This is a genomic window from Aquimarina sp. MAR_2010_214 (assembly GCF_002846555.1).
Classification (GTDB): domain Bacteria; phylum Bacteroidota; class Bacteroidia; order Flavobacteriales; family Flavobacteriaceae; genus Aquimarina.
The window spans coordinates 3,003,369-3,027,519 of record NZ_PJMS01000001.1; the positions used below are offsets into that span (position 1 = coordinate 3,003,369).

The following is a 24,151-nucleotide window of genomic DNA, read 5'->3' on the forward strand; positions in this document are numbered from 1 at the left end:
TGTCCTTTGGATGATCGATAGTTGTTTAGATTATTACATTCCTTAAAATACTGTGGTGCCTCCGTATTTTGTAGTATTTGGCTATATGGTGATTTTGAAAACCAGTTTTTTAGCTTTTGATTGATGGAGTTTTTGGTTCTGGTAGTACCGGTACATTTGTAACACGAAAACCAACTTTTTTGATTGTAAAATCGCCTATTGTAATTTCTTTTCCTTCTTTTGATTGTATATTGAAATCAAAAGTTTTTTGAGTCATATTAAAATAAAACTTTTTAAATTCGATAATAAAGTCTTTAGGCTCTTTATCACCTGGTATACTAGGAAGCTCAACCGATTGGTCTCCTGTTTTTCCTTTAATCCACTCTAATAATACTTTTAAGTTTATTTCACTTCCTTCAGTTCCACCCGTGGTATCACTAAAGTTTATGATAGAATCACCTTTAGGGTTTTCTTCTGTGACAAAGTCATCGATTCTTACACTTAATAAAGCAGCATCAGCATCACCACCTTCGGGGCCTATTGCTATCTTTCCATTAAAACCAATCGAGAATTTAGAAACATCTTTTAATCCACTGATTTCTATTTTATTACCTTTTTTGTTGATAGTTCCTCCAACTGCTCTGTACTTAGTTTTTTTATTTTCTCCTTCACCTTCTGACCAAGTCACTTGAATGTTGTCTTTTTCTTCGAAATTTTTCCATAAAGCTTCAGCTGCATTGTCAATTTCAATAGTATTATGAAATTTCCCCTCATATTTATTGAATTTCTCAAGTTCATCTTTGTATTCTTTGATAGTAATTGCTTTATTTTTATTACTAAGACTTTTAATCTCTGTGATTTTTATTTCTTTACTAGATTTTAGAATTGCTTCGTTTTTTTTTGCCATGATTTTAGTTTTTAGATTATTTGTGAAATTATTTTTGGTTGTTTATAATTTTTTAAGATCTTATTATAGAAATTGTTATACGTGTACTGATCTCTTTCAGTAATAATGACATCAAGAATATTTATTTTCAGAGGTACTGATAGGGGTAATATGTAATTATAAAAAACCTGTTTTTCGTTTGACAGGATTATTACATCTGATTAATAAATACAGTACTAGATTTGAATGTTCTTATGAACTGATGGCGGATTGTTGAAATATGGTTTTAGGGGTTTTTTTCATTGTTTTGTGCTTAAGTTGGTTTTGTAAATGAAGAATATTTTTAGGTTTAAGATTAAAAATACTTTTAAAAAGTTGTTTGTTTCAATTCATATATCAAAATTGTCAAATTTTGATTAGAAATAATAACGTAAAAACACGGTAAATCAAAATGAGGAAACTACGTGTCTTGTAATACTACTAAAATATTTGATCATAATGGTGCGATAATAAGGAATTGTCAAAATAGTAGTTTTCATAATTAATGAAATTAAAATATACTTGATTGAATTGTCTGTCTAAAATAAACAACAAAGATGTTAAAGTATAAAAATAAGGGTGGACAAAATACCGGACAATATCAGAGGCTTTGTAAATAAAGGTGTTTCGAGAGTTTTTTTAATTCATGGCTAAACACTTGATTACTTAACTCTATAATTTTTTTAACCGTATCATTATAATTGACACAGTGTTTCTACTTCATCTAAAACATGCTGAATCTTGACTTTCGATAGCCCAATGTTCTTCATCATAGTATAGGCACTCTTCAGTTCTTTAATTAAAATTACATCTTGTTGAATAAGCAATGTGTTTTTCTTTTTTTGTAAGTGTTGTTAAGGCAGTTACCGGATATAATGCATATGTGTCTATGTTTGCTTTCAGCCCATTGTTTTTAGGGTAATCCCAACTCAAAAGGGTTAATCTAACACATTTACCATAGTTAACAGCATCCGTTGTAAATCTAGTGTTAGTAACTAACCAGCCTTGTTTTAAATGTGTTGAATTATTAGAATCGGTATTCCATTCTTTTTGAATGTCTAAAAACCTGGAATTAATATACAATGGTACTTTTACATTACTCGTAGCTTTGATATCAGAATGAAATTTGCATTCTATGGCATATACATTTCCATCTTTTTCTGCCAATACATCAATTTCGTGAGTAACACATTCACCGTTTAGAATAACACTTACTTTAGTTTTAAATCCTTTTTCTTTTAATAAAGCACCAACCAATCTCTCAAAAGGATAACCTGTTGGACCCAAATTGAACAGAGCACGTTTTAGACTATAGCGAGAAGCAGATATTCTGTTATGTTTTTTTAATAAGGCAAAAGCTTTTTTATAGATTTCGTTTTCATTCATTAGGGTGTATTATTTTGTTCACCAAGCCACCATTTTGGTTTGACTTGTGTTTTTACTAGTTTGAATTTTTTGATTGAATGCGATTCAACATGCATGATTAAATCTTCTACAGAATCGGTTACAAATAGCAGTTTCATGTCTTCTGGACTGATGCTTTCATTTTCAGCCATTAATTGAATATGTTCGCACAATTCCTTATGATATTCCGAATCGAAAATAACAACTGGAAAATCTTGAATAACTTTAGTTTGAATTAATGTTAATGCTTCAAACAACTCGTCTAGAGTGCCAATACCTCCTGGCATTACTACAAAGGCATACGAATATTTTACGAGAATCACTTTGCGCAAAAAGAAGTACGGAATGTTAATCCATTTATTTAGATATGGATTTGGTTTTTGCTCGAAAGGTAGAATAATATTACAGCCAACCGAATGTCCACCTGCTTCAAAAGCACCTTTGTTGGCGGCTTCCATAATACCTGGACCACCACCAGTCATCACTGTAAATCCAGTTTTTGCCAAAGCAGCACCTATTTTTTCGGCATTTTTATAATGGTCAGAATCTTTAGTGAATCTTGCAGATCCAAAAACAGTAACACAAGGACCAATAAAATGCATTTTTCTGAAGGCTTTAATAAAGTTGAAAAACACTTTAAAAGCAAAGGATAATTCTTTAAAACGCGATAGAGGGCCTCTAACAAATAAAGATTCATTTTTAGATAGCTTTATTTTTTTATTAGTCTTCATGCGTGATATTTTTAGGTTGTTTTTTTATAGCTCCAAACCGCTAGACCGTTCATTATAATTGCATAAAATAGTGTTTTTGATAGCTGCGGAAGAATATCCATGAAATCAGAACCTTTAAGCATCACCATACGCATCACTTCTACAAAGTATTTTATTGGATTAAACTCTGTAAGTATTTGAGCCCATTTAGGCATGCTTTCAATTGGTGTAAACAAGCCACTCATTAAAATGAAAATAACGGTAAAAAACCAAGCGATGAACATGGCTTGCTGCTGTGTCTCTGTAAAATTTGAAATAAATAAACCGATCCCTAAAACCACTAAAATATAAATTGAGGTATATAAATACATCAGAGGTAAACTACCGACCATCGGGACATCAAAAATGAGTTTGGCTATTATTAACCCTATGGTTAACAAGCCCATTCCTAGTGCCCAAAATGGAAAGAGTTTTCCAATAATGAACTGACTTTTCTTTATTGGCGTGACATTGATTTGCTCTAAAGTGCCGATTTCTTTTTCGCGAACAATATTCATTCCTGAAAGAAATAGTGTAATCATAGTTACTAACAAGACCAAGATTCCAGGAACCATAAATGTTTTATAATTCAAAGTCTCGTTATACCAAAACAGTGGAATGATATCAATATTTACAGGCTGTACTTGTTTGTCTGTTGGTTGTAATAAATCGACTTTTAAATGTTGATTAAAATGTTGAACAATCTGAGATACATATACATTTTCAACACCAGCCGCTGCACCATCTATGGCATTGATGGTGACGCCTAAATTGATGCGCTTTTCTTTTTGCAAATCGCGTTCAAAATATTGTGGAATTTCTAACACAACATCAACTTCACCTTTAAGCATAGCTGCACTTGCTAATGCTTCCGAAGGGAAATCTGTTAATACATCAAAATAGGTTGAAGCATTAAATTTTTCAATTAAATCTCTGGATGTTGATGAATGGTCATTATTGATAAACCCAAATTTGATATGCTGAACCTCAAAAGTGGCGGCATTAGATAAAATGATAAGTTGGAGTAGTGGTAACACAAAAATAATAGGAAGCATCCCCTTATTTCTAAAGATCTGCTTGAACTCTTTTTGTATGATGTAAAGAATCGTTTTCATTACTCCAATCGGATTTTATATTTCTTTACACTCAGGGCAATAAAAAACACGGTCATTCCTAATAAAATCAGAGATTCTTTCCATATAAATTGTAGTCCTACACCTTTAAGCATAATGCCTTTAATGATGATGATGAACCATTTGGCTGGAATAATATTACTGATAACTTGAAGCGGTAAAGGCATACTTGAAATTGGAAAAATAAAACCGGACAATAAAATCACTGGAAGCATAAGTCCCATTAAAGAAATCATCATTGCAGTTTGTTGTGTAGCTGAAATGGTTGAGATTAATATACCTAAAGCCAAAGCACTTATTATAAACAGAACACTTTCTAAACCTAATAATAACAAGCTGCCTTGGACGGGCATATTAAATATGAAAATACTCAACATAACAATGACCATGGCATTAATGATAGACAGGAAAATATATGGAAAGACTTTTCCAATGATAACCTGAAATGGTTTTAAAGGCGATACCAAAAGGATTTCCATTGTCCCTAATTCTTTCTCTCGTGTAATGGAAATGGACGTCATCATAGCTGAAACCAACATCAAAATAATCGTCATAACACCAGGAACGAACATATAGACGCTTTTTAATTCTGAATTGTAAACCATGCGTGTTTCAGGTACTATTTGATATACTATTGTTACATTTTTGTTCTGTTCTTTTTGATATTGCTGGAGGATGGCATTTACATAATTACTTATGGTATTTGCTGTATTTGGATCTGTGGCATCTGTTATAATTTGAACTGTTGCTTTGTGTTCTTTAATGAAGTTTTTACTGAAATCTTTTTCAAAATTTAAAACAGCCTTAACCCGTCCTTTTTGAAAAACCGAAGCAATATCTGCCTCACGTTGAATTACCTGTTTGATGCTGAAATATTTGGACGCCGAAATTTTATTGATAATTTCTTGTGTTGTAGTATCTTTCGAGTGATCTAAAATAGCTATATCAACATTATTAATTTCATTGGTAATAGCAAATCCGAACAGCAAAATTTGTGCAATAGGCATTCCGAAAAGGATAAACAGCGAACGTCTATCTCTAAAGATATGATAGAATTCTTTTTTTATGAAGCCTATAAAACGTTTCATCCTCTCGCTAATTTTAAAAACACATCGTTCATATTCACTGCCTGAAACTGCTCTTTAAGTTTTTTTGGTGTGTCTAAAGCTTCTATTTTTCCATTAACCATAATAGAAACTCGATCACAATATTCGGCTTCATCCATATAATGAGTGGTTACAAAAACGGTTGTTCCTTGGTTAGCTGCTTTGTAAATAAGCTCCCAAAACTGACGTCTGGTAATTGGATCCACACCTCCTGTGGGTTCATCCAGAAACACAATTTTAGGGTCGTGTATTAAAGACACAGAAAAGGATAGTTTTTGTTTCCAGCCTAAGGGTAAAGCACCAACTAGTTTATTAGCTACTTTCTCCAATCCTAATTCTTGAATCAACGCCTCCGATTTTTCTTTTATCTTTCTTCTCGACAAACCATAAATTCCTCCAAAAAATATAATATTTTCTTTAACCGTTAAATCGTCATACAATGCAAATTTTTGACTCATATAACCAATATTCTTCTTGATGTCTTCTGCATGCGTAAATACATCAAATCCTGCTACACTGGCAGCTCCAGATGTTGGATTAGAAATGCCAATTAGCATTTTCATAGCTGTGGTTTTTCCGGCACCATTCGCACCCAAAAATCCAAATACCTCCCCTTTTTCAACATCGAAAGTGATAGCATTTACTGCTGTGAAATCACCAAACATTTTGGTCAATCTTTTTACTTGTATGACTTTATTATTATTCATGATTTTGCTAATTCCATAAAGGTGTCTTCAATAGTTGCTTTTGTTTTTTTAATTTCTATGTTGGACAAATTTTGAGATTTTAAATACCCTTCTAAGTCCTTTGGATTAAAATCTGTTCTATTGTCGGTATAATGCACAAACTCGCCAAAGGGGTACACGCTATGATTGTGTTCATATTCATTTAGATTATTAATCAGCTGATACATATTATTTGCACGTACATTGTAAATAGGTTTTGGATAATGTTTTACAATAGCTTCAGGAGTTTCAATCTCAAGGATTTTACCATCTTGGATGAGTGCAATCCTGTCACAAAGTTCTGCCTCGTCCATATAAGGTGTAGAAACCAAAATGGTGATACCTTTTTGTTGCAGGCGTTTTAGCATTTCCCAAAACTCCTTCCTAGAAACTGGATCTACTCCAGTAGTAGGTTCGTCCAAAAACAACACTTTCGGTTTATGAATTAAGGCACAGCTTAATGCTAGTTTTTGCTTCATTCCACCAGACAGCTTACCGGATCTACGATATTTAAATGGTTCTATCTGTACATAGATATCTTTTATTAACTCGTAGTTTTCTTCGATGGTTGTCCCAAAAATGGTAGCGAAGAAATTCAAATTCTCCTCCACAGTTAAATCTTGATAAAGCGAAAATTTCCCTGGCATATAACCAACACTATTCCGAATACTTTTGTAATCTGCAATGATATCAAAACCTGCAACCGTTGCAGTACCTTCATTAGCAATTAAAAGTGTGGTTAAAATTCTAAACAGCGTTGTTTTACCTGCACCATCAGGACCAATGAGTCCAAAGAGTTCCCCTTCATTTACGTCAAAAGAAATGTTCTGTAAGGCTTTTACCTTTTTATAGGATTTTGATATGTTAGCAACTGTAATACTCATCTATTGAAAATACTCTGAATACGCATTGATATTTTCCTCAATACTGTGTTTTAATTTTGAAGCACCTGTAATTGTTTTAATCTCAGAAAGTGCTTCAATTTTTTCCATTAAAGGTAAGAGCCAAACATGTAAATTATCGTGTGAAGCACCTTTCATTGTGCAGTTTTTAATGACATAGTTTTTGTCATTATTAAGTTGATCTGCCAATTTGTAATAGTCTTCTAATGTACTAGTCGTTTGAGTTTTAATACTGTTTTGCATTTTTAGTATGCCTTCGTTCGTCTCTGTATTGGCTTGCCACTTATTACCATTATTCAATTTAATGTTGTTAATCCAAGTATTCTCATATAGGTTTGAAGTTTCTTCATTATGATGTTCTTTTTCGGTATCAACGGATTGATCAACAACCTCTGTTTTTGTTCTTTCCTGTTTGTTGTCTTTACAGCTTACGAAAGCCAATAAACTCAATGTGAAAATTAAATGTTTCATAGTTTTTATTTTTAGTTATTGTTGTTTTCAGAATTGTTTAGCCATAATTCTGCCGGCATTCCTATTTTTAGGCTACCATCGTTTTCTACGTCAATTTTCGCTGCATAAACCAGAGCAACACGCTCTTCTTTGGTTTGAATGATTTTTGGTGTGAATTCTGCTTCCGAAGCAATCCAGCTTATAGTACCTCTATAAGATTTCATAGTATCTATATCATCAATTTTCACAGTAACTTCTTGTCCTATTTTTATATTAGCTAATTGCATTTCACTCACATATACGCGTAGTTGCATAGTGCTTAAATCAGCAATTTTATAGAGTGGTTTCCCAAAAGCGGTAATTTCATTGGCTTCTGCATATTTGGTTAAAACAGTTCCGTTTACAGGATTTGTGATTTTACTTTTTTCAATTTGGTCATCAATTTGTTTTAGCTGTACATCTATTGCTTTCAATTCATTTACAACTGGTGCATTTTGGATTTCTACGCTACGAATCTGATTTTTAATAACATCCATTTCTCCAGTAACATCATCTAATTGTTTTTGCGTTCCTGCATTGTCTTTAATAAGATTTTCAACTCGTGTTTTGTTGGTGTTTGCTGTTTTTAATTTGGAGTTTAATACAGCTATTTGAGAGAGTACACCTTTAGATTTCGAACTAATTACAGCTTTAGAGACTTGCAATTGCTCACGCTTTAATGCAAATGGAATGGTATCAATATAACCTATGAACTGGTCTTTTTGAAGCACATTACCTTCGTTAACATCAAACTGCATAAGTTTTCCGTTATTTTCAGCTGAAATGATTATTTCGGTAGCTTCAAAATTGCCATAGCCATCTGCTTTTCCATTATCGTTTTCGCAGGAAAAAAAACTTGTTGCTATGATGCTTAATCCTAATATGTATGTGTAGTTTTTCATCTGTCTTTTTATTGGCCTTTAATGATATTGTAATTTGCTTTTGCGAGTTGCAATTGAATTTTATGTTTTACCAATGTGTTTTCGTCTTCATATAAATTGGTGAGTTCTGTAATATATGCAGATGAAGTAATCACACCATTTTTAAGTTGCGAATCGGCAGTTTGTAATACGTCTTTCCTAAGATTAATAATCTCAAAATCGGAAGTAATAAGGCCTTCAATTTTATCGATTTCTTTTTGTTGCTGGTTCAACTCGATGTTGATATTCAGTTTGAAGGTTGCGGTTTCAGTATTAACGATGTCTTTATTGATGCATAAGGATTGGCGTTGTTTTTTGTTGGAATTCCAGTCGAACACATTCCAATTCAATTTAATGCCAACCGTATAAAAAGTTTGAAATGAATTATCGAGCATGTTCAAACCTGGATTACCGTAACCACCAATTGCAAACCCTAGTAGTTTAGGTGAGTTTTGCTTAGACAATAAGCTTTCTGAATTATCAATTTCTTCTTTTTTAAGCTGAAATAATTCCAATTCAGGTCTAGTTAATTCTGTTTGTAATTGTATTTCTATAAGTGGGTTTTGAAAAAGAGTAGATGTGTCCAATGGCTGACTTATTAAACTTGAAAGTGTTTGAATAAGTACTGTTTTATTACTTTCTAATTCTTGAAACTGCTGACTTATTTTTAATAATTCGACTTCTAAAATTTTATCCGAAGAGGGTAAAATAACCCCATACTTAATACCAGATTTTACTTCTTTATGTTTGGCTTGTAATTGTGCTTGTTTAGCGTTTAATAACAGTTCGGATTCTTGGGATAATAGAATAGAAAAATATAGCTGGTTGATTTGCTGTTTTAACTGATACAAACTGACCTCAACTTGTTTTTGCTTTGTTTTTAACTGAGCAGATTTAACCTTTAACGAAGCATCTGTTAACCCTCCATTATAAATCAATTGATTTACAGAAAGTGTAGCACGATATTGATCTTTGTTTAAAGATTCTATGTTAGAATTTGGAATAGGAACCTCAATTACATCAGATTGATAAGTTGCTTGTGCATCGAAACTCAACTGCGGTAATTTGGCAGTAGATATAACCGCATTATCCAATTGGTTTTGTGATTCCAACAATTGGTTTTGTTTTGCCAAAGGATAATTTACAGTCGCCAAATCATAACACTCTTCTAATGTGATGCTTTGTTGCGCCATACTAGGAAGTGCTATTATAGTTATAAGAATGATTATTAAGCATTTCATTTTATGTGTTCTTTATAGAATTGATGATAAAATTGGAAATTTCCGTTTTACGGTCTTCCATAAGTTGTTTATAGTTTTTATCATCTGTATTTGTAAAAGCCATGATTAAAGGTTTGGCAACAAATGGAAAAATATTAAGTGCTAAAATGTTAATGAATAATTGTTTTGCACTTATGGGTTTTATAATACCTTTATTAATTTCCTCATTTACCTGTTTTTTGAATTTATCAAGATTGGGAAAGCCTTTATTGTCCATTAATTTTAAAATGAAGTCTGGATTCCTATTAAGTTCTTGGATGATAAAATTTGGTAAATATGGGTGCTTAATAATGAATGAAATATAGTTTGTGGTGAAATTTGTTATTTTTTCCTCAATAGATGAGTCGTCATTTAAAATTGCATTTAATTGAGGTGCTAATAATGAGAAAGCATTTTTAAATACCGCTTCGAAAAGCAATTGTTTACTTCTGTAATAATAATGTAGCATGGCTTTATTGATGCCAGCTTTGTCGGCTATTTCTTGCATTCTAGCTCCATCCATTCCTTTAGCTTGAAATATATTTTTTGCAGCGTCAAGTATTTGTTCTTCGGTATTTTCATCTTTTGTTTTTTTCATATCAACTATATGGTTTAACCATTTGGTTAACAAATATACAAAAAACATTATTTAGCTAACTGAATTAACTATGTTTTAACTGATTCAGCATATTTCACTTCATTTCGCGAAAAGCTCCACTTTGTAAAAAGAGCTTCATTTGCAATATAATTTTCAGCGTACTTCTTAGCTGTCTTATATCGATCTATTGTACTAGGTGCAAACTCTTTTCCTGCTAAGCGTTTTATTTTATCGTTATGGTTTTGAAAAATTTCAAGGAGCATTTTATACTTTATTCCTTTACTTTGATAAATACTCTTTATAATATCTGCCGTTATTAATTCTTGATTGTCGGATAATGTCTCATGTATTTTATGAATCTTAACTTTAATAAAATCCATATATCTATTTAGTTCACGAACACTAGTGGTAGTACCACGAACTTTTCCTTCTTCAGGATTTCATTTAGTCAAAAGACTCTTCCTTTTAATACTAAACTCACTTCGTTTACCATTTACAGTAATTCTCAGATAAATAGGGGGCATTGCCATTTTTATCAGTATAATTTCCTCTTGGGTAAAATAGGATGAAGAATGTAGTTCGTATTGGTACGTGGATTTTGTTCCATATAAAAGCACAAAAAAATAGAAACGCGAATTATATGTAAGCTATTGTTTGTTAATAATTAGCAAAATATTAGGTGCATATTTTATTATAAAAATTTATGCACCGAATACTGCACTTTTTATTTGATATTGTATAATATTATTTGATGCTAAAGAAAATGTAAAAAGCCGATAAACAAAATGTTTATCGGCTTTTTGGGATTTAGTAAATCCTTAGCGGAGAATGAGGGATTCGAACCCCCGGAGGTGTGACCCTCAACAGTTTTCAAGACTGCCGCATTCGACCACTCTGCCAATTCTCCAGTGTTTAGTCTCATCAGGTATTCCCTGAATGCGGGTGCAAATATAAGACCTTTTTTAATTCTAAAAAGAAAAAAATTAAAATAATTTTTAAGGAATGTTTTTTTAAGAAAACATTCTCATATACATATAGGGTGAATTGAGTATATTGTAGGTTCATAATTAAATAATTACATGAAAAACACTTTATTACTAATCAGTTCATTTATAGTTTATTGCTGTGGAACTTCGCAAAAATCTAAAACTGATATTCGTAAGATCGATTCACAAACAAATGTGAATACTGAATTACCAGCAGTAACTTATGCAGAAAGTATTACGGCCAAAGAACTAAAAGATTACCTTTACGTTTTTGCGGGTGATGATTTTGAAGGGCGTGATACAGGAGAGCCAGGTCAGAAAAAAGCAGCAGAATATTTAAAAAAACAATACCAAAGGATGGGTATCCCTTCTCCTTTAGGCGGAGATGATTATTATCAGGAAATACCCGAAAGCTATTTTAGAGGAGGTATTAAATCTTCAGAGAATGTATTAGCATTTATTGAAGGTACAGAAAAACCTGATGAGATTGTTGTAATTTCTGCTCACTATGATCATGTAGGAACTGATGAAAATGGTAATATTCATAATGGGGCCGATGATGATGGTTCTGGGACCGTAAGTTTATTAGAAATAGCAGATGCATTTATGAAAGCAAAGAAAGATGGATTTGGTCCAAAGAGATCTATCTTATTTCTGCATGTCACCGGTGAAGAAAAAGGATTGTATGGTTCAAAGTTTTATACAGAAAACCCTGTTTTTCCTTTAGAAAATACAGTAACAGACCTCAATATTGATATGATAGGAAGAATTGATAAGAAACATGAGGGGGAGGATAAAAATAACTATGTGTACTTGATAGGTAGTGATCGATTAAGTACAGAATTACATAATATTAGCGAAAAAGCAAATACAGAGCATACTAAATTGGATTTGGATTATACATATAATGCTAAAAATGATCCAAACCGATTTTATTTTAGAAGTGATCATTACAATTTTGCAAAACATAATATTCCTATCATATTTTATTTTAATGGAGTACATGAGGATTATCATAAACCAACAGATACGGCAGATAAAATAGAATATGAGCTTATGACTAAAAGAGCTAAGTTGATATTTTATACGGCCTGGGAGGTAGCAAATAGAACAGAAAGAATTATAGTCGATGGGGCTGCTAAAGAAGGCGAATGATAAGGTGTTAACGTAAAAAGGTGTATCATGATAAAAATAAAAAAAGCTCTTGAAAAAGAGCTTTTTTTTATTTTAAGGGTGGAAGACGGGATTCGAACCCGCGACCCTTGGTACCACAAACCAATGCTCTAACCAACTGAGCTACAACCACCATTTAATTTCGGGTGCAAAAATAAAGTATTTCTAGCTTTCTACAAACATTTTTTTGAATTAAATTAAATCAAAAATAGAATCGACTGCTACATAGCGTTCTACGGTATAGCCTTCAGCATGGTGTACACCTATTATTCGTCCTAAATCGGCAGCACGATACTTTACACTTTCTATAAAATTCTTACTTGAAATGGGAGTAACAGGCTCTTTACTACCGGCATCATAAAATTGCGAGGTGTATGCCATTACACTTTCTATCTTTTTATCAATATAATTACTAATATCCACTACAAAATCGGGTTCAATATTAGCCCATTGGATATAGTGATACACTTGTTTTGGTCTCCAGGGATCTTGATTCACACCATCAAGAGTAGTTTCAATTTTTTTTAATCCCGACAAGAAACAAGAATCACTAGCTAGCTTACTTCCTTTGCCATGATCTATATGGCGATCTATAATTGCATTACAAAGTACAATATCGGGTTTATATTTTCTTATCTTTTTTATGACTTCTAATTGATGATCCTGATCATTTACGAAAAACCCATCTCTAAAACCTAGATTTTCACGGGTGACAACTCCTAAGATTTCAGAAGCATTTTTTGCTTCTTGATCTCTAATTTCGGGAGTACCTCTTGTTCCTAATTCTCCTCGGGTAAGATCCAGTATTCCAACTTTTTTACCTCTACTAACTTCTTTGACTATGGTTCCTGAGCAACTTAGTTCTACATCATCAGGATGAGCTCCTATGGCTAGAATATCTAACTTCATATTTTAATGTTCTAATTCTGGGACTTTTACTTTTTCTATGGCTTGTTGTATATCTTGCATTAAATCTTCTTTTTCTTCTATACCTACGCTAAATCGCAATAATCCATCTTTAATCCCTTGTAAATTTCGTTCTTCTTCGGTAAGTAAAGCATGTGAGGTAAGAGTAGGGGATAGCATAGTGCTTTCGACCCCGGCAAGACTCATAGAACTTTTAATTAATTTTAATTCTTTTTGAAACTTACTGGCATCCAAACCTTCTTTTAATTCAAAAGATAGCATACCACCATAACCAGTCATTTGTTTTTTTGCAATTTCATGGTCAGGATGCGATTTCAACCCGGGATAATAGACTGTAGCGATGTCTTCATGCTTTTTAAGCCATTTAGCAAGCTTTAGAGCGTTCTTATTCTGGCGTTGTACTCTAATCCCTAATGTTTTTATACTTCTCTCTAACATCCATACCGTAAAGTCGCTTAAACTGCCGCCAAAGTTCTTAGCAACCTGAAATACCTGATCTATATTTTTTTCGGTAGAAATGACAGCTCCTGCAAGGATGTCACTATGACCTCCCAGATATTTGGTAGCAGAGTGAATAACGATATCTATACCTAATAGAATTGGATTTTGATTTACAGGAGATGCAAAGGTGTTGTCTATAATAGTAACAATATTATTTTCCTTTGCTAACGCTGCAATAGGTTTAATGTCAATAATTGTAAGCAAAGGATTAGAAGGAGTTTCTATATAAATTACTTTGGTGTTGGGTTGTATTTTTTGTTTAAAACCTTCTGGGGTATGAGCATCTACATAAGAAAATTCTATGCCGTGTTTTTCAAACTCTTCATTGATAAGGTTAGCAGTTCCTCCATAGAGTGTACGTTGCAAAACAATATGATCTCCTTTTTGCAAAAATGCAAATAGTGTAGTGCTTATTGCTGCCATACCGCTACCAAAAATCAGAGAAGATTCTCCTTTTTCAAGTTTAGCTATTTTTTTGCATAATGCTTCTTGATTGGGAGTATTAAAATATCTCGGATAACGTTTTACATCTACATCTTCAAAAGCATAAGAGGTAGACATATATATCGGTGATATAGCTCCTTTAAATTGTTCATCTTTGATTTCGCCAAGGTGAGTGCAGATGGTATTAAACCCCATGTTTTTTGTGTCCATAGTGAATGCAGTAAATCTTATAGTTATCGCATCTAAATTAAGATTTTCAGAAGAAATCAAATAAGATTTAACAGATTAAATGACTAGATATTGCAGATTTCGTTTCGCCTTTTTTAACTAGGCTATATCATTTTTACTTTTGAGATGTTTCTCATTATTGTCTGGAAGAATTGCTGGGTGTCATATGGTTTAATGATTACATCATTCATGCCTACTGATAAAGCTTGGTTTCTTATTTCTCCTTCTTCAACAGCTGTTAATGCTATAATTGGGATATTGGGATTAAAAGTTCGTACTACTTTGGTAGCTTCTAGGCCATTCATTTCAGGCATATTTATGTCCATTAATACCAAATCAAACTTTTCATTTTTTAACATTTTGATTGCATCCATTCCATTGTTTGCAATATTACAGGTATATCCTTTCTTTTTTAGAATGTTTTGAGTAACAATTTGATTTATTTTATTGTCATCTACAATAAGAACATAGAAATTACTTGTCCCGATACTTAAATTTTCTCCTGTCTTTAATAAAATCTCTTGTTCTTTTACAGCTTTTTCATAATATAGATCAAAATAGAATTCAGATCCCTTATTTTCTTTACTCTTTATATGAATTTCACTATCATGAAGATGAATTAGTTTTTTAACAATTGCTAACCCTAATCCAGTACCTTCATATTCTTGATTTTCGTTCTTTACCTGAGCAAAATTGTCAAAAATTGTTTGTTGCTTATTTTTAGGTATTCCTATTCCGTCATCTCTAACAATGAAACGTAAACCGTAGTTGTCATCCTTGCTATCAATACATTTAACACTAACCCATATATTCCCATCTTTGGTAAATTTAAGAGCATTACCTATCAGGTTGATCAATATTTGTGATAGCCTTACCGAATCTCCTAGTAAAGTAGTATTTATTTTTTTGTCTATATCAATATGAACAGTATTGTTGTTACTTTTTTGTTTGGTATGAAGAGAGTTAACAATTCCTTCTATTAGTGTTCTTATGTCAAAAGAAACCTTTTCGAGTTTAACTTCATTGGTTTCTATTTTACTCAATTGTAGAACATCATTGATTAAGGCCAAAAGATAATCACCAGAAAATTTTAAAGACTCTAGATATTCATTGGTTTTCTTTTTATCAGGATCTTCCATTAATAAAGAGGTAAGACCAATTACACCATAGAGCGGTGTTCTAAGTTCGTGACTTACAGTAGAGATAAACTGGGATTTTAAAGTAGATACTTGCTCTGCAGTTTCTTTGGCACTTATTAACTCCTTGTTTTTGTCAATTAGGTCATTGTTAAGTCTTTTCTTTTGTATGTTGTTTTTATAAGCACTAATTAAGAAAGCTAATGATATTAGAATTAATATAATGCCCAGAATAATACTGATCCTCCATTTTACAACTTCTGAGTCACTTTCTTTTTTCTCTGATTCTGCTTTTTTTGCCCTTTTTTCAAAAACATCAACCTCATATTTTATATTAGCACGTCTAAGCTCTTTTAGTTTCTTATGGCTATTTGCTTGTAATATGTTTTGAAATTGTTTTTTCTGATAGTCATATGCTTTTCGATAATCATCTTGTTTAACATATAGACCGGACTTGGTTTCATAGGCAGAGGCTAATTCTTCATAATATCTAGAAATAAGTTCGTCGTTATTTTTCTTATTTTTAGTTTCGCCAATAGCGTATGATATCGCCTTATCTGTATATTCTTCTGATTTTATAAATTCTCGTACACTTAGGAAGTACTTTCCTAAAAGACTATTTAATTTGGTTTTATCAAGATTAGAGGATTTTTGATGAATTAACTTTCTTGCTGGTGCTAAATATTCATAAGAACTGTCAAAGTCATTTCTGGAAATATAATATTCTCCAAGATTTAATAACGGGCGGATCATTCTTATGGTATCTTTTAATCTTACTGCAAATTCATAAGATTTCTTGTAATAATCTACTCCTTGTTTACGTGTAAGGTTGTGTTTGGTGAATACTCTTGCAAGGTTATTATATAAATCTGTTTCTAGTGCTTCACTTTTTGAACTTCGGGCATAGGTTAATGCTCTTCGATAATATCTTCTTGCCTCATTGTCATCCTCACTAGTTTCATAATTTTTAGCAATAATATTGTTTATATACCCAAGACTTTTGTCATCATTATTGTATTGCGCATAATGAAGGGCAGCTTGAGCTATCTCTAAAGATTGCTCATACTTGTATTCTTCCTGTAATTTCTCAGCCTTTTCAATATAACTTTGAATACTATCAGAAGTTATAGAAGATTGAGATTGTACAGTAAGAGTAAAGCTTATTAAAAATATTACTATTATATGTTGAATAAAATTTTTCAACGCTCAATAATTCTTGGTTTATTTACGTTGACGAAAATACAAAAATAGATTTAACATAGTGTAATTCACCGTAAAAAAAGTGCTATTTATCCGTAATTTTTGTAGGTAAACAAGTGTCTTTGTAGGAATTTGGTTCGTTTTATAAGAAATTTTTATATGATTAGAAAAAACTATCTAAATATAAATAATTAAAATTACATAGCAATTATTGTTCTGTAAGTACGTGTATATTTGTATTGTCAAAAAAATTAATCAATTATAAATTTTAAAAAATAAAAAAATGGCATTTGTAGGTAAAAAATTCCCAAATCTGGACGTTGATGCAATGAACGATATGGGAGATACTTTTAAGATTAACGTTTTAGAGGAAGCTAAGAACAAAAATAAAAAAGTACTACTTTTTTGGTACCCTAAGGATTTTACATTTGTTTGTCCAACAGAATTACATGCTTTTCAAGAGGCTTTAAATGAATTTGAAAAGAGAAATACGATTGTAATTGGTGCTTCTTGTGATACTCCAGAAGTTCATTTTGCATGGTTAAATGCTTCTAAAGATAATGGAGGTATAGAAGGAGTAACATATCCGATTCTTGCAGATTCTAATCGTAATCTTTCTAGTACATTAGGAATTCTTGATATCGCTAATGAAACTTATAATGAAGAAACTGGTGTTGTAACTGTAGAAGGAGATAATGTAACTTATAGAGCGACTTATTTAATCGATGAAGAAGGTACTGTTTTTCATGAAGGAATAAACCACATGCCTGTTGGCCGAAATGTAGCAGAGTTTTTGAGATTGATCGATGCGTATACACATGTGCAAAAAAATGGAGAAGTTTGTCCAGCAAACTGGGAAGAAGGAAAAGATGCAATGAATGCAGATAGAAAAGGAGTAGCTTCTTATTTGGCAGCTCATTAATTGATAATCCCAATTAGAAATTTCTCCGAGATTAGTGCTCGGAGAAGTTTTTTAAAACTTTAATTCAAAATAGTATGGTACAAGAACTTGCGGCAGACAATCTTTCTCAGCTTATACAAGATAATAATACTGTAATTGTGCAGTATTCTGCAACCTGGTGTGGTAATTGCAGGATTATGAAACCAAAATTCAAAAAACTGGCCTCAGAGAATGGTGATACAACTTTTGTTATTGTTGATGCTGAAAAATATCCTGAATCTAGAAAACTTGCTACGGTAGATAATCTTCCAACATTTGCTACATTCAAAGGCGGAGCTTTTGTAAATCAGGTTCAAACTAATAAATTTGATATTCTAAAAAATTTGGTAGATGAAGTTACCGGTAATTAAGCACCTTACAAGCTTTATCGAAGAAAACGATGAAGATTTTATTATAGAAACTATTGAAACCCTAGAAGCTTTAACAGAAGTGCCTTCGTTAAAAGATGAAGAGCTAGATGTTATCGGAGAACTTATCTCTAATATGTATGGAGCTCTAGAGGTTGATAAAATGATTAAAGAAGGTACTCCAAAAAAAGAAGCTCTAAACAGCTTCATGAAAAGAGTCCTTGGGTCTATTGATACCTGAAAAATAAAAAAACCTGCTTAATATATCCATAGTAGGTTTTTTTATTTTCTAAAAACTTTATTAATATTACACTATAATCTTACTAATTTTATAACTCTTAAAACAACAATCATTTATTATGGCTTCAATAACATTAAAAGGAAATACAATCCACACTAGTGGGGATTTACCAGAAGTAGGACAAAACGCACCAGATTTTGAGATGGTGAATGCTGATTTATCTACTGCAAAATTATCTGATTATAAAGGGAATAGAGTGGTTTTAAATATTTTTCCTTCTGTAGATACAGGAATTTGCGCAGCTTCAGTACGAGCATTTAATAAGGAAGCAAGCAATTTGTCAAATACTAAAGTACTTTGTGTATCACGCGATTTACCTTTTGCTCAAGGGCGTTTTTGTGGAGCAGAAGGATTAGAAAATGTAATTAATCATTCTGATTTTAAAACAGGAGAGTTTGGAAAAAACTATGGGCTAGAGATTGTAGATGGACCATTACAAGGGTTACACTCTAGAGCAGTTATCGTTCTTGATGAGAATGGAACCGTATTGTACACAGAACAAGTGCCAGAAATTGTGCAGGAACCAGATTATTCTGCAGCACTAGCAATATTGTCGTAATATCTTATGAGTAAGGTATTAAAATTTGTAACGGGTAGATTACGAGGTTGCGGTTATGCTTTTAAAGGAGCTTTGTTACTGGTAAAGACAGAGCCAAGTATACAAGTACAGGTTGGAGTTGCAGTATTAATGACAATTTTAGGTTTTTATTTTGATATTACTTCGATCGAGTGGATTTTGCAAATTTTTGCTATTGGATTGGTAATGAGTGTTGAAGGGCTAAATACTACAATCGAAGCAATTGCTGATTTTATTCACCCGGATTTTCATAATAAAATAGGTTTTATAAAAGATATAGCTGCGGGAGCTGTTTTTATTGCGGCAATTACGGCTATAATAATTGGATTGTTAATTTATATCCCTTATTTAGTTTAGAAAATTTTTCAGGCATTTTTACGTTCCAATATAGATATTCGTATTTTTGCGATAAGATACCCAAAAAATGGCCAAAAGAAAGGTAAGCACAAAAAGGAAGACAACAAAAAAACCTAAAACACCACTAAAAGAAAAATTTACACTATCAAGACAACAAAAAGTTGTTTTAGGTAGCTTCTTATTCTTTTTAGGGATAGGACTATTTTTTGCATTTGTTTCGTTTTTCTTTAATTGGAAAATTGATCAAAGTGAAATATCACAATTTTATAATAGGACATCATCTCCAAAAAACTGGTTGAGTAAATTTGGAGCTACAGTAAGTCATTTCTTTATTTTTAAAGGATTTGGGATATCTGCATTAGTTATCCCTGTACTTACTTCATTGACAGGAGTGTATTTATTCTTTGATCTCAATAAAAAAAAACTATTTGGGTTTTGGTTTTGGGGTGGATTAGTAATGCTTTGGGTGTCAGTTGTTTTGGGTTTTGTAGAGAAAGATGGAGGATTATTGGCTGGTATTATAGGATATGAAACTAATGATTTTTTAAGAGACTATATAGGTTTTATAGGTACAGTTCTTGTACTTGCCTTTTTTGCAATAGTGTATATTGTTGTGCGACTAAGATATACTCCTGAGAAAATATCTGATTCTTTAAAAAACACCCAAAAGGCTATAGCAAAGGATTTTGAAGTAACACCAGAAACAAATCATAAACAAACAGTATCAACTCCTGCTTCAGATAATTCTAGCTCTAGTATTAAAGAAAGAATAGATTCAATTATTGCTAAATCTAAAGATTTTAATAAAAAACATGAGGACAAGAAACAAAAGGAGAAAGAAGATACGATTAAAAAAGATAACAATACAGAGGAGGTTACATTAAACCCTACAATCAATGATTTTTATGGAGATCCGAATAACCGTGATAATGAGATTCCTGAGAAACTAATTATAAAATCAGAAGATAATCCCGAAGACATTGCAATGGAGGTCGAAACTACAATAGAAGAAGAGGTAGTTGGAGACTTAAGTGCTAAATTGGTTAAAGATTTTGGTGAATTTGATCCAAAATTAGAGCTAGGAAACTATAAATTTCCGGCAATTAGCTTATTAAAGGATTATACCACACAATCAGGAGGAATTACAATTGATCAGGGCGAGTTAGAAGAAAATAAAAATCGAATTGTAGAGACACTTAAGAATTATAAAATTGAAATTGCCCAAATTAAGGCAACAGTTGGTCCTACAGTAACATTATACGAAATTGTACCAGAAGCCGGAATTAGAATTTCTAAAATTAAGAATTTAGAAGATGATATCGCGTTATCATTGGCGGCTTTAGGAATTCGTATAATAGCTCCGATACCTGGTAAAGGAACTATTGGTATAGAGGTGCCCAATAAGAATGCTACTATTGTATCAATGCGATCTGCAATTTCATCTTCAAAGTTTCAGAACGCAGAAATGGAATTGCCATTATCTTTGGGTAAAACGATTTCGAATGAAACATTTGTAGTTGATCTTGCCAAAATGCCTCACCTTCTTATGGCTGGAGCTACGGGACAAGGAAAATCTGTTGGACTTAATGCGATACTTACATCGCTGCTTTATAAAAAACATCCCGCAGAAGTAAAATTTGTTTTGGTAGATCCTAAAAAAGTAGAACTTACTTTATTTAATAAGATCGAACGACACTACTTGGCCAAATTACCAGATACAGAAGAGGCTATTATTACAGATAATACAAAGGTGATTAATACACTTAATTCTTTGTGTATCGAGATGGATGCTCGGTATGATCTGTTAAAACAAGCAATGGTTAGAAATATTAAGGAATATAATGTAAAGTTTAAAGCAAGGAAGCTAAATCCTGAAAACGGCCATAAATTTTTACCATATATTGTACTGGTAGTAGATGAGTTTGCAGACCTTATTATGACCGCAGGAAAAGAAGTAGAAACTCCTATAGCCAGATTGGCTCAATTGGCTCGTGCAATTGGGATACATCTTATTATAGCTACCCAACGACCATCTGTAAATGTAATAACAGGTATGATTAAAGCTAATTTCCCTGCAAGAATTGCATTTAGAGTAACTTCTAAAATAGATTCTCGTACAATTTTAGATACAGGAGGAGCAGATCAATTAATTGGTAGAGGAGATATGTTGTATACACAAGGGAATGATATTGTAAGAATACAATGTGCCTTTGTTGATACACCAGAAGTAGAGCGAATAACAGATTATATTGGTAGTCAAAAAGCATATCCAGATGCGCATCTGTTGCCCGAATATGTAGGTGAAGAAAGTGGCACAGGTCTTGATATAGATAAAAAGGATAGAGATAAACTTTTTGCTGAAGCTGCAGAAGTAATTGTAACAGCTCAGCAAGGGTCGGCGTCTTTATTACAAAGGAAATTAAAATTAGGGTACAATCGAGCAGGTCGATTAATTGATCAATTAGAAGCTGCAGGAATTGTAGGCCCTTTTGAAGGAAGTAAAGCAAGACAGGTTTTAGTACCTGATTTAATTTCACTTCAGCAGTTGCTTGATAGTGAGTAATATGCTGATAATATAGTAGTAATAATTAGTAATTAAAGAAGAATAAATAAAATGATAAAAAAAGCAATATTTATACTATTTGTATTAGGCATAACTACTGCACAAGCCCAAAACGCCAAAGGCCTTTTGGATGAGGTTTCTAAAAAAGTAAATAGCTACTCTAATATTGTTATTAACTTTAAATATTCTATTAATAATCAGGCAGAAAATGTTGCTCAAGAAACCAGAGGAGATGTAACATTACAAGGAAACAAATACCTGCTTAATATTATGGGAACTAAGCGTATGTATGATGGTAAGAAGTTGCACGTGATTGTTCCAGAAGATGAAGAAATCAATATTTCTTCTCAAGATGAGGATGATGGTACCAGTGTAACCCCTTCAAAAATGCTAACTTTTTATGAAGATGGATATACCTATAAAATGGATATTGTTCAGGATGTAAAAGGTAGAAAAATTCAATATGTAAAATTGATACCGATTGACTCAAAAAGTGATTTAAAAGAAATTTTACTTGGTATTGACAAGCAAACAAAGCATATTTACAAAATGATTCAGAAACAAAATAATGGTACTAATGTTACAATTACGGTTAATAGTTTCAAAACTAATCAGCCACTTTCAAAAACATTATTTGTATTTGATAAATCAAAATATGAAAATTATTATATCAATCGATTAGATTAGAAGTAATAAAATATAAAAGCATAGAAAAGAACGGGTGTAAAAATTTACACACGTTCTTTAGTTTTTAATTAATGTATATTTTTGGCGATTAGAAAATAGAAAACGAGTGAAGATTCTAGATAGGTATATTTTAACAACTTTTGTAAAGACATTTTTTCCGCTCTTTATAATTATTATGTTTATCCTTTTATTGCAAACAATCTGGTTGTTTATATCAGAATTGGCAGGAAAAGATCTAGATTTCTCGGTAATATTGAAGTTTTTGACGTTTGCAACACCTAGATTGATTCCTATGGTTTTGCCACTTACAATTTTACTAACGTCTATTATGATTTTCGGGAATTTTGCCGAGAATTATGAATTCGCTGCGATGAAATCTTCTGGAATATCCTTACAACGAGCTATGAGAACATTATCGGTTTTTATCTTTTTTGTTGGGATAGGTGCCTTTCTATTTTCGAATACAGTAATCCCTTCTTCAGAGAAAAGATTTATAAACCTTCGTAAAAATATAGTTAAAGTAAAACCAGCAATGGTTATAACCCCTAATCAGTTTAATGATTTGGGTGATATAAATATAAAAGTAGCAGAAAAATATGGTGATAATGATCAGTTCCTTAGAGATGTTATCATTCATAAAAAAGCAGCAAGACCCGGTAATTTTACAGTTATAAAAGCTGTAGGAGGGGAGTTAAAAGGTAATATTAATTCTGATTTAATCACTTTGGTGCTTAATGATGGTAATTATTATGATGAAATCCAACCAAATTCTTCTCAAAAGAGAAATAAATTGCCATTTGCTAAAGCACATTTTAAAAAATATGTTCTTAATATAGATTTGTCATCTTTGGGTAATGTAGATATGGATGAACAGCAATATAGTAAAGGGTATAATATGCTTAATGTTAATGAGCTAAAAAATGAGATAGATACATTATCTATTGAAGTTAATAAGAATGTGAAGAATATGACGGTTGATATTAATAGAATGATAGGGGTTGATGGATTAAACAGAAATATTAAGATAAATGACTCTCTTCCAAAAGTAAGTAATGATACGTTGGATATAAGAGATTATTTCAATACACTTGATAAAATACAGATATACCAGATTGCATCTTCTAATGCAGATGGAGTGATAAGGAAATTAGACTCGACACAAAAAAACCTAAGTTTTAGGAGAAGAGCTTTAAATAAATATGAAATGTCATTGCATGATAAATTTGCTTTAGGAATTTCATGTATATTATTGTTCTTTGTGGGAGCTCCTTTGGGGGCTATAATTCGTAAAGGAGGGTTAGGATTGCCGATAGTAATTGGGGTTGTATTGTTTTTGACATATCATTTTATTGGTATATTTGCTAAAAACAGTGCCGAAGAAGGTGGAATTCCTCCATATATAGGCTCATGGCTTTCTACATGTATTATATTTCCGTTAAGTATATTCCTGACACACAGAGCTACTACAGATCAGGGAATCTTTAATCTGGATACTTTTATCCAACCAATAAAGAATTTCTTTATAAAACGATCTTCTAAATCCAAAAAATAGATTTCTTTTTAAATATCTTTGC

Annotated in this window: 24 protein-coding genes and 2 tRNA genes; 9 read left to right on the plus strand and 17 right to left on the minus strand. The window is 32.0% G+C overall.

The window, feature by feature from the left end; all coding sequences use genetic code 11:
* Positions 1–109 precede the first annotated feature (109 nt).
* The 13 genes from ATE84_RS12720 to ATE84_RS12780 all read right to left on the minus strand — a co-directional run bounded on the left by ATE84_RS12720 (position 110) and on the right by ATE84_RS12780 (position 11,096).
* Positions 110–886, minus strand: a complete 777-nt coding sequence (locus ATE84_RS12720) for a hypothetical protein (RefSeq protein ID WP_101448318.1) — start codon at positions 884–886, stop codon at positions 110–112.
* Between the two features lie 813 nt (positions 887–1,699).
* Positions 1,700–2,290, minus strand: a complete 591-nt coding sequence (locus tag ATE84_RS12725; protein ID WP_233195797.1) for a restriction endonuclease — start codon at positions 2,288–2,290, stop codon at positions 1,700–1,702.
* On the minus strand, positions 2,290–3,039 hold the full coding sequence (locus tag ATE84_RS12730) for a TIGR00730 family Rossman fold protein (protein ID WP_101448319.1): 750 nt from the start codon (positions 3,037–3,039) through the stop codon (positions 2,290–2,292). The genes ATE84_RS12725 and ATE84_RS12730 overlap by 1 nt, the downstream gene beginning before the upstream one ends.
* 11 nt (positions 3,040–3,050) lie before the next feature.
* A complete protein-coding gene (locus ATE84_RS12735) occupies positions 3,051–4,172 on the minus strand; it encodes an ABC transporter permease (protein WP_101448320.1) in 1,122 nt (373 codons plus the stop codon).
* Positions 4,172–5,278: an ABC transporter permease gene (locus ATE84_RS12740; RefSeq protein WP_101448321.1), complete on the minus strand. Its 1,107-nt coding sequence runs from the start codon at positions 5,276–5,278 to the stop codon at positions 4,172–4,174. The genes ATE84_RS12735 and ATE84_RS12740 overlap by 1 nt, the downstream gene beginning before the upstream one ends.
* A complete protein-coding gene (locus ATE84_RS12745; RefSeq protein WP_101448322.1) occupies positions 5,275–6,003 on the minus strand; it encodes an ABC transporter ATP-binding protein in 729 nt (242 codons plus the stop codon). The genes ATE84_RS12740 and ATE84_RS12745 overlap by 4 nt, the downstream gene beginning before the upstream one ends.
* Complete coding sequence (locus tag ATE84_RS12750; RefSeq protein ID WP_101448323.1) at positions 6,000–6,905, minus strand: ABC transporter ATP-binding protein; 906 nt, start codon at positions 6,903–6,905, stop codon at positions 6,000–6,002. The genes ATE84_RS12745 and ATE84_RS12750 overlap by 4 nt, the downstream gene beginning before the upstream one ends.
* A complete protein-coding gene (locus ATE84_RS12755; RefSeq protein ID WP_101448324.1) occupies positions 6,906–7,394 on the minus strand; it encodes a hypothetical protein in 489 nt (162 codons plus the stop codon).
* Positions 7,395–7,405: 11 nt separating this feature from the next.
* Positions 7,406–8,314: an HlyD family secretion protein gene (locus ATE84_RS12760; protein ID WP_101448325.1), complete on the minus strand. Its 909-nt coding sequence runs from the start codon at positions 8,312–8,314 to the stop codon at positions 7,406–7,408.
* 8 nt (positions 8,315–8,322) lie between these two features.
* Positions 8,323–9,573, minus strand: a complete 1,251-nt coding sequence (locus ATE84_RS12765; protein ID WP_101448326.1) for a TolC family protein — start codon at positions 9,571–9,573, stop codon at positions 8,323–8,325.
* Position 9,574: 1 nt separating this feature from the next.
* On the minus strand, positions 9,575–10,189 hold the full coding sequence (locus ATE84_RS12770; RefSeq protein ID WP_101450998.1) for a TetR/AcrR family transcriptional regulator: 615 nt from the start codon (positions 10,187–10,189) through the stop codon (positions 9,575–9,577).
* A 68-nt stretch (positions 10,190–10,257) separates the two neighbouring features.
* Positions 10,258–10,569, minus strand: coding sequence for a hypothetical protein (locus tag ATE84_RS12775; RefSeq protein WP_101448327.1), 312 nt, complete (start codon positions 10,567–10,569; stop codon positions 10,258–10,260).
* Positions 10,570–11,011: 442 nt separating this feature from the next.
* Positions 11,012–11,096: transfer RNA gene (locus ATE84_RS12780), tRNA-Ser, on the minus strand.
* A gap of 172 nt (positions 11,097–11,268) precedes the next feature.
* Between ATE84_RS12780 and ATE84_RS12785 the strand changes: the two genes are divergently transcribed.
* The gene (locus ATE84_RS12785) at positions 11,269–12,330 is read left to right on the plus strand and encodes a M28 family metallopeptidase (RefSeq protein ID WP_101448328.1); all 1,062 of its coding nucleotides are present in this window, start codon (positions 11,269–11,271) and stop codon (positions 12,328–12,330) included.
* A 76-nt stretch (positions 12,331–12,406) separates the two neighbouring features.
* Here the strand turns inward: ATE84_RS12785 and ATE84_RS12790 are convergent.
* The 4 genes from ATE84_RS12790 to ATE84_RS12805 all read right to left on the minus strand — a co-directional run bounded on the left by ATE84_RS12790 (position 12,407) and on the right by ATE84_RS12805 (position 16,787).
* Positions 12,407–12,482 (minus strand) — tRNA-His (locus tag ATE84_RS12790).
* Positions 12,483–12,540: 58 nt separating this feature from the next.
* Complete coding sequence (gene bshB1, locus ATE84_RS12795) at positions 12,541–13,257, minus strand: bacillithiol biosynthesis deacetylase BshB1 (protein ID WP_101448329.1); 717 nt, start codon at positions 13,255–13,257, stop codon at positions 12,541–12,543.
* Between the two features lie 3 nt (positions 13,258–13,260).
* Positions 13,261–14,430: a PLP-dependent aspartate aminotransferase family protein gene (locus tag ATE84_RS12800; protein WP_101451000.1), complete on the minus strand. Its 1,170-nt coding sequence runs from the start codon at positions 14,428–14,430 to the stop codon at positions 13,261–13,263.
* 122 nt (positions 14,431–14,552) lie between these two features.
* Positions 14,553–16,787 (minus strand): response regulator, encoded by a 2,235-nt coding sequence (locus tag ATE84_RS12805; RefSeq protein ID WP_101448330.1) that lies wholly within the window; start codon positions 16,785–16,787, stop codon positions 14,553–14,555.
* Positions 16,788–17,067: 280 nt separating this feature from the next.
* On the opposite strand from ATE84_RS12805, the gene ATE84_RS12810 reads away from it, so the two are divergent.
* From ATE84_RS12810 to ATE84_RS12845, 8 genes are all read left to right on the plus strand, one after another.
* Positions 17,068–17,706: a peroxiredoxin gene (locus tag ATE84_RS12810; RefSeq protein ID WP_101448331.1), complete on the plus strand. Its 639-nt coding sequence runs from the start codon at positions 17,068–17,070 to the stop codon at positions 17,704–17,706.
* 74 nt (positions 17,707–17,780) lie between these two features.
* On the plus strand, positions 17,781–18,095 hold the full coding sequence (locus ATE84_RS12815; protein ID WP_101448332.1) for a co-chaperone YbbN: 315 nt from the start codon (positions 17,781–17,783) through the stop codon (positions 18,093–18,095).
* Positions 18,076–18,333: a hypothetical protein gene (locus ATE84_RS12820; protein ID WP_101448333.1), complete on the plus strand. Its 258-nt coding sequence runs from the start codon at positions 18,076–18,078 to the stop codon at positions 18,331–18,333. Before ATE84_RS12815 ends, ATE84_RS12820 begins: the two co-directional genes overlap by 20 nt.
* 118 nt (positions 18,334–18,451) lie before the next feature.
* The gene (gene tpx, locus ATE84_RS12825) at positions 18,452–18,952 is read left to right on the plus strand and encodes a thiol peroxidase (protein WP_101448334.1); all 501 of its coding nucleotides are present in this window, start codon (positions 18,452–18,454) and stop codon (positions 18,950–18,952) included.
* Positions 18,953–18,958: 6 nt separating this feature from the next.
* Positions 18,959–19,327: a diacylglycerol kinase gene (locus ATE84_RS12830; protein ID WP_101448335.1), complete on the plus strand. Its 369-nt coding sequence runs from the start codon at positions 18,959–18,961 to the stop codon at positions 19,325–19,327.
* Between the two features lie 67 nt (positions 19,328–19,394).
* Complete coding sequence (locus ATE84_RS12835) at positions 19,395–21,890, plus strand: DNA translocase FtsK (RefSeq protein ID WP_101448336.1); 2,496 nt, start codon at positions 19,395–19,397, stop codon at positions 21,888–21,890.
* Between the two features lie 51 nt (positions 21,891–21,941).
* Entirely contained in the window at positions 21,942–22,577 is a 636-nt protein-coding gene (locus tag ATE84_RS12840) for an outer membrane lipoprotein carrier protein LolA (RefSeq protein WP_101448337.1), read from the plus strand.
* Positions 22,578–22,683: 106 nt separating this feature from the next.
* A complete protein-coding gene (locus tag ATE84_RS12845; protein WP_101448338.1) occupies positions 22,684–24,129 on the plus strand; it encodes an LptF/LptG family permease in 1,446 nt (481 codons plus the stop codon).
* The last annotated feature ends 22 nt before the right edge of the window (positions 24,130–24,151 follow it).

Coding starts and splice junctions, on each gene's coding strand:
- ATE84_RS12755 (WP_101448324.1), bottom strand. CDS start 7,394: ATGAAACATTTAATTTTCACATTGAGTTTATTGGCTTTCGTAAGCTGT.
- ATE84_RS12775 (WP_101448327.1), bottom strand. CDS start 10,569: ATGGATTTTATTAAAGTTAAGATTCATAAAATACATGAGACATTATCC.
- ATE84_RS12785 (WP_101448328.1), top strand. CDS start 11,269: ATGAAAAACACTTTATTACTAATCAGTTCATTTATAGTTTATTGCTGT.
- ATE84_RS12835 (WP_101448336.1), top strand. CDS start 19,395: ATGGCCAAAAGAAAGGTAAGCACAAAAAGGAAGACAACAAAAAAACCT.
- ATE84_RS12840 (WP_101448337.1), top strand. CDS start 21,942: ATGATAAAAAAAGCAATATTTATACTATTTGTATTAGGCATAACTACT.
- ATE84_RS12760 (WP_101448325.1), bottom strand. CDS start 8,314: ATGAAAAACTACACATACATATTAGGATTAAGCATCATAGCAACAAGT.
- ATE84_RS12820 (WP_101448333.1), top strand. CDS start 18,076: ATGAAGTTACCGGTAATTAAGCACCTTACAAGCTTTATCGAAGAAAAC.
- ATE84_RS12810 (WP_101448331.1), top strand. CDS start 17,068: ATGGCATTTGTAGGTAAAAAATTCCCAAATCTGGACGTTGATGCAATG.
- ATE84_RS12770 (WP_101450998.1), bottom strand. CDS start 10,189: ATGAAAAAAACAAAAGATGAAAATACCGAAGAACAAATACTTGACGCT.
- ATE84_RS12735 (WP_101448320.1), bottom strand. CDS start 4,172: ATGAAAACGATTCTTTACATCATACAAAAAGAGTTCAAGCAGATCTTT.
- ATE84_RS12725 (WP_233195797.1), bottom strand. CDS start 2,290: ATGAATGAAAACGAAATCTATAAAAAAGCTTTTGCCTTATTAAAAAAA.
- bshB1 (WP_101448329.1), bottom strand. CDS start 13,257: ATGAAGTTAGATATTCTAGCCATAGGAGCTCATCCTGATGATGTAGAA.
- ATE84_RS12750 (WP_101448323.1), bottom strand. CDS start 6,905: ATGAGTATTACAGTTGCTAACATATCAAAATCCTATAAAAAGGTAAAA.
- ATE84_RS12745 (WP_101448322.1), bottom strand. CDS start 6,003: ATGAATAATAATAAAGTCATACAAGTAAAAAGATTGACCAAAATGTTT.
- ATE84_RS12765 (WP_101448326.1), bottom strand. CDS start 9,573: ATGAAATGCTTAATAATCATTCTTATAACTATAATAGCACTTCCTAGT.
- ATE84_RS12720 (WP_101448318.1), bottom strand. CDS start 886: ATGGCAAAAAAAAACGAAGCAATTCTAAAATCTAGTAAAGAAATAAAA.
- tpx (WP_101448334.1), top strand. CDS start 18,452: ATGGCTTCAATAACATTAAAAGGAAATACAATCCACACTAGTGGGGAT.
- ATE84_RS12830 (WP_101448335.1), top strand. CDS start 18,959: ATGAGTAAGGTATTAAAATTTGTAACGGGTAGATTACGAGGTTGCGGT.
- ATE84_RS12815 (WP_101448332.1), top strand. CDS start 17,781: ATGGTACAAGAACTTGCGGCAGACAATCTTTCTCAGCTTATACAAGAT.
- ATE84_RS12730 (WP_101448319.1), bottom strand. CDS start 3,039: ATGAAGACTAATAAAAAAATAAAGCTATCTAAAAATGAATCTTTATTT.
- ATE84_RS12740 (WP_101448321.1), bottom strand. CDS start 5,278: ATGAAACGTTTTATAGGCTTCATAAAAAAAGAATTCTATCATATCTTT.
- ATE84_RS12800 (WP_101451000.1), bottom strand. CDS start 14,430: ATGGACACAAAAAACATGGGGTTTAATACCATCTGCACTCACCTTGGC.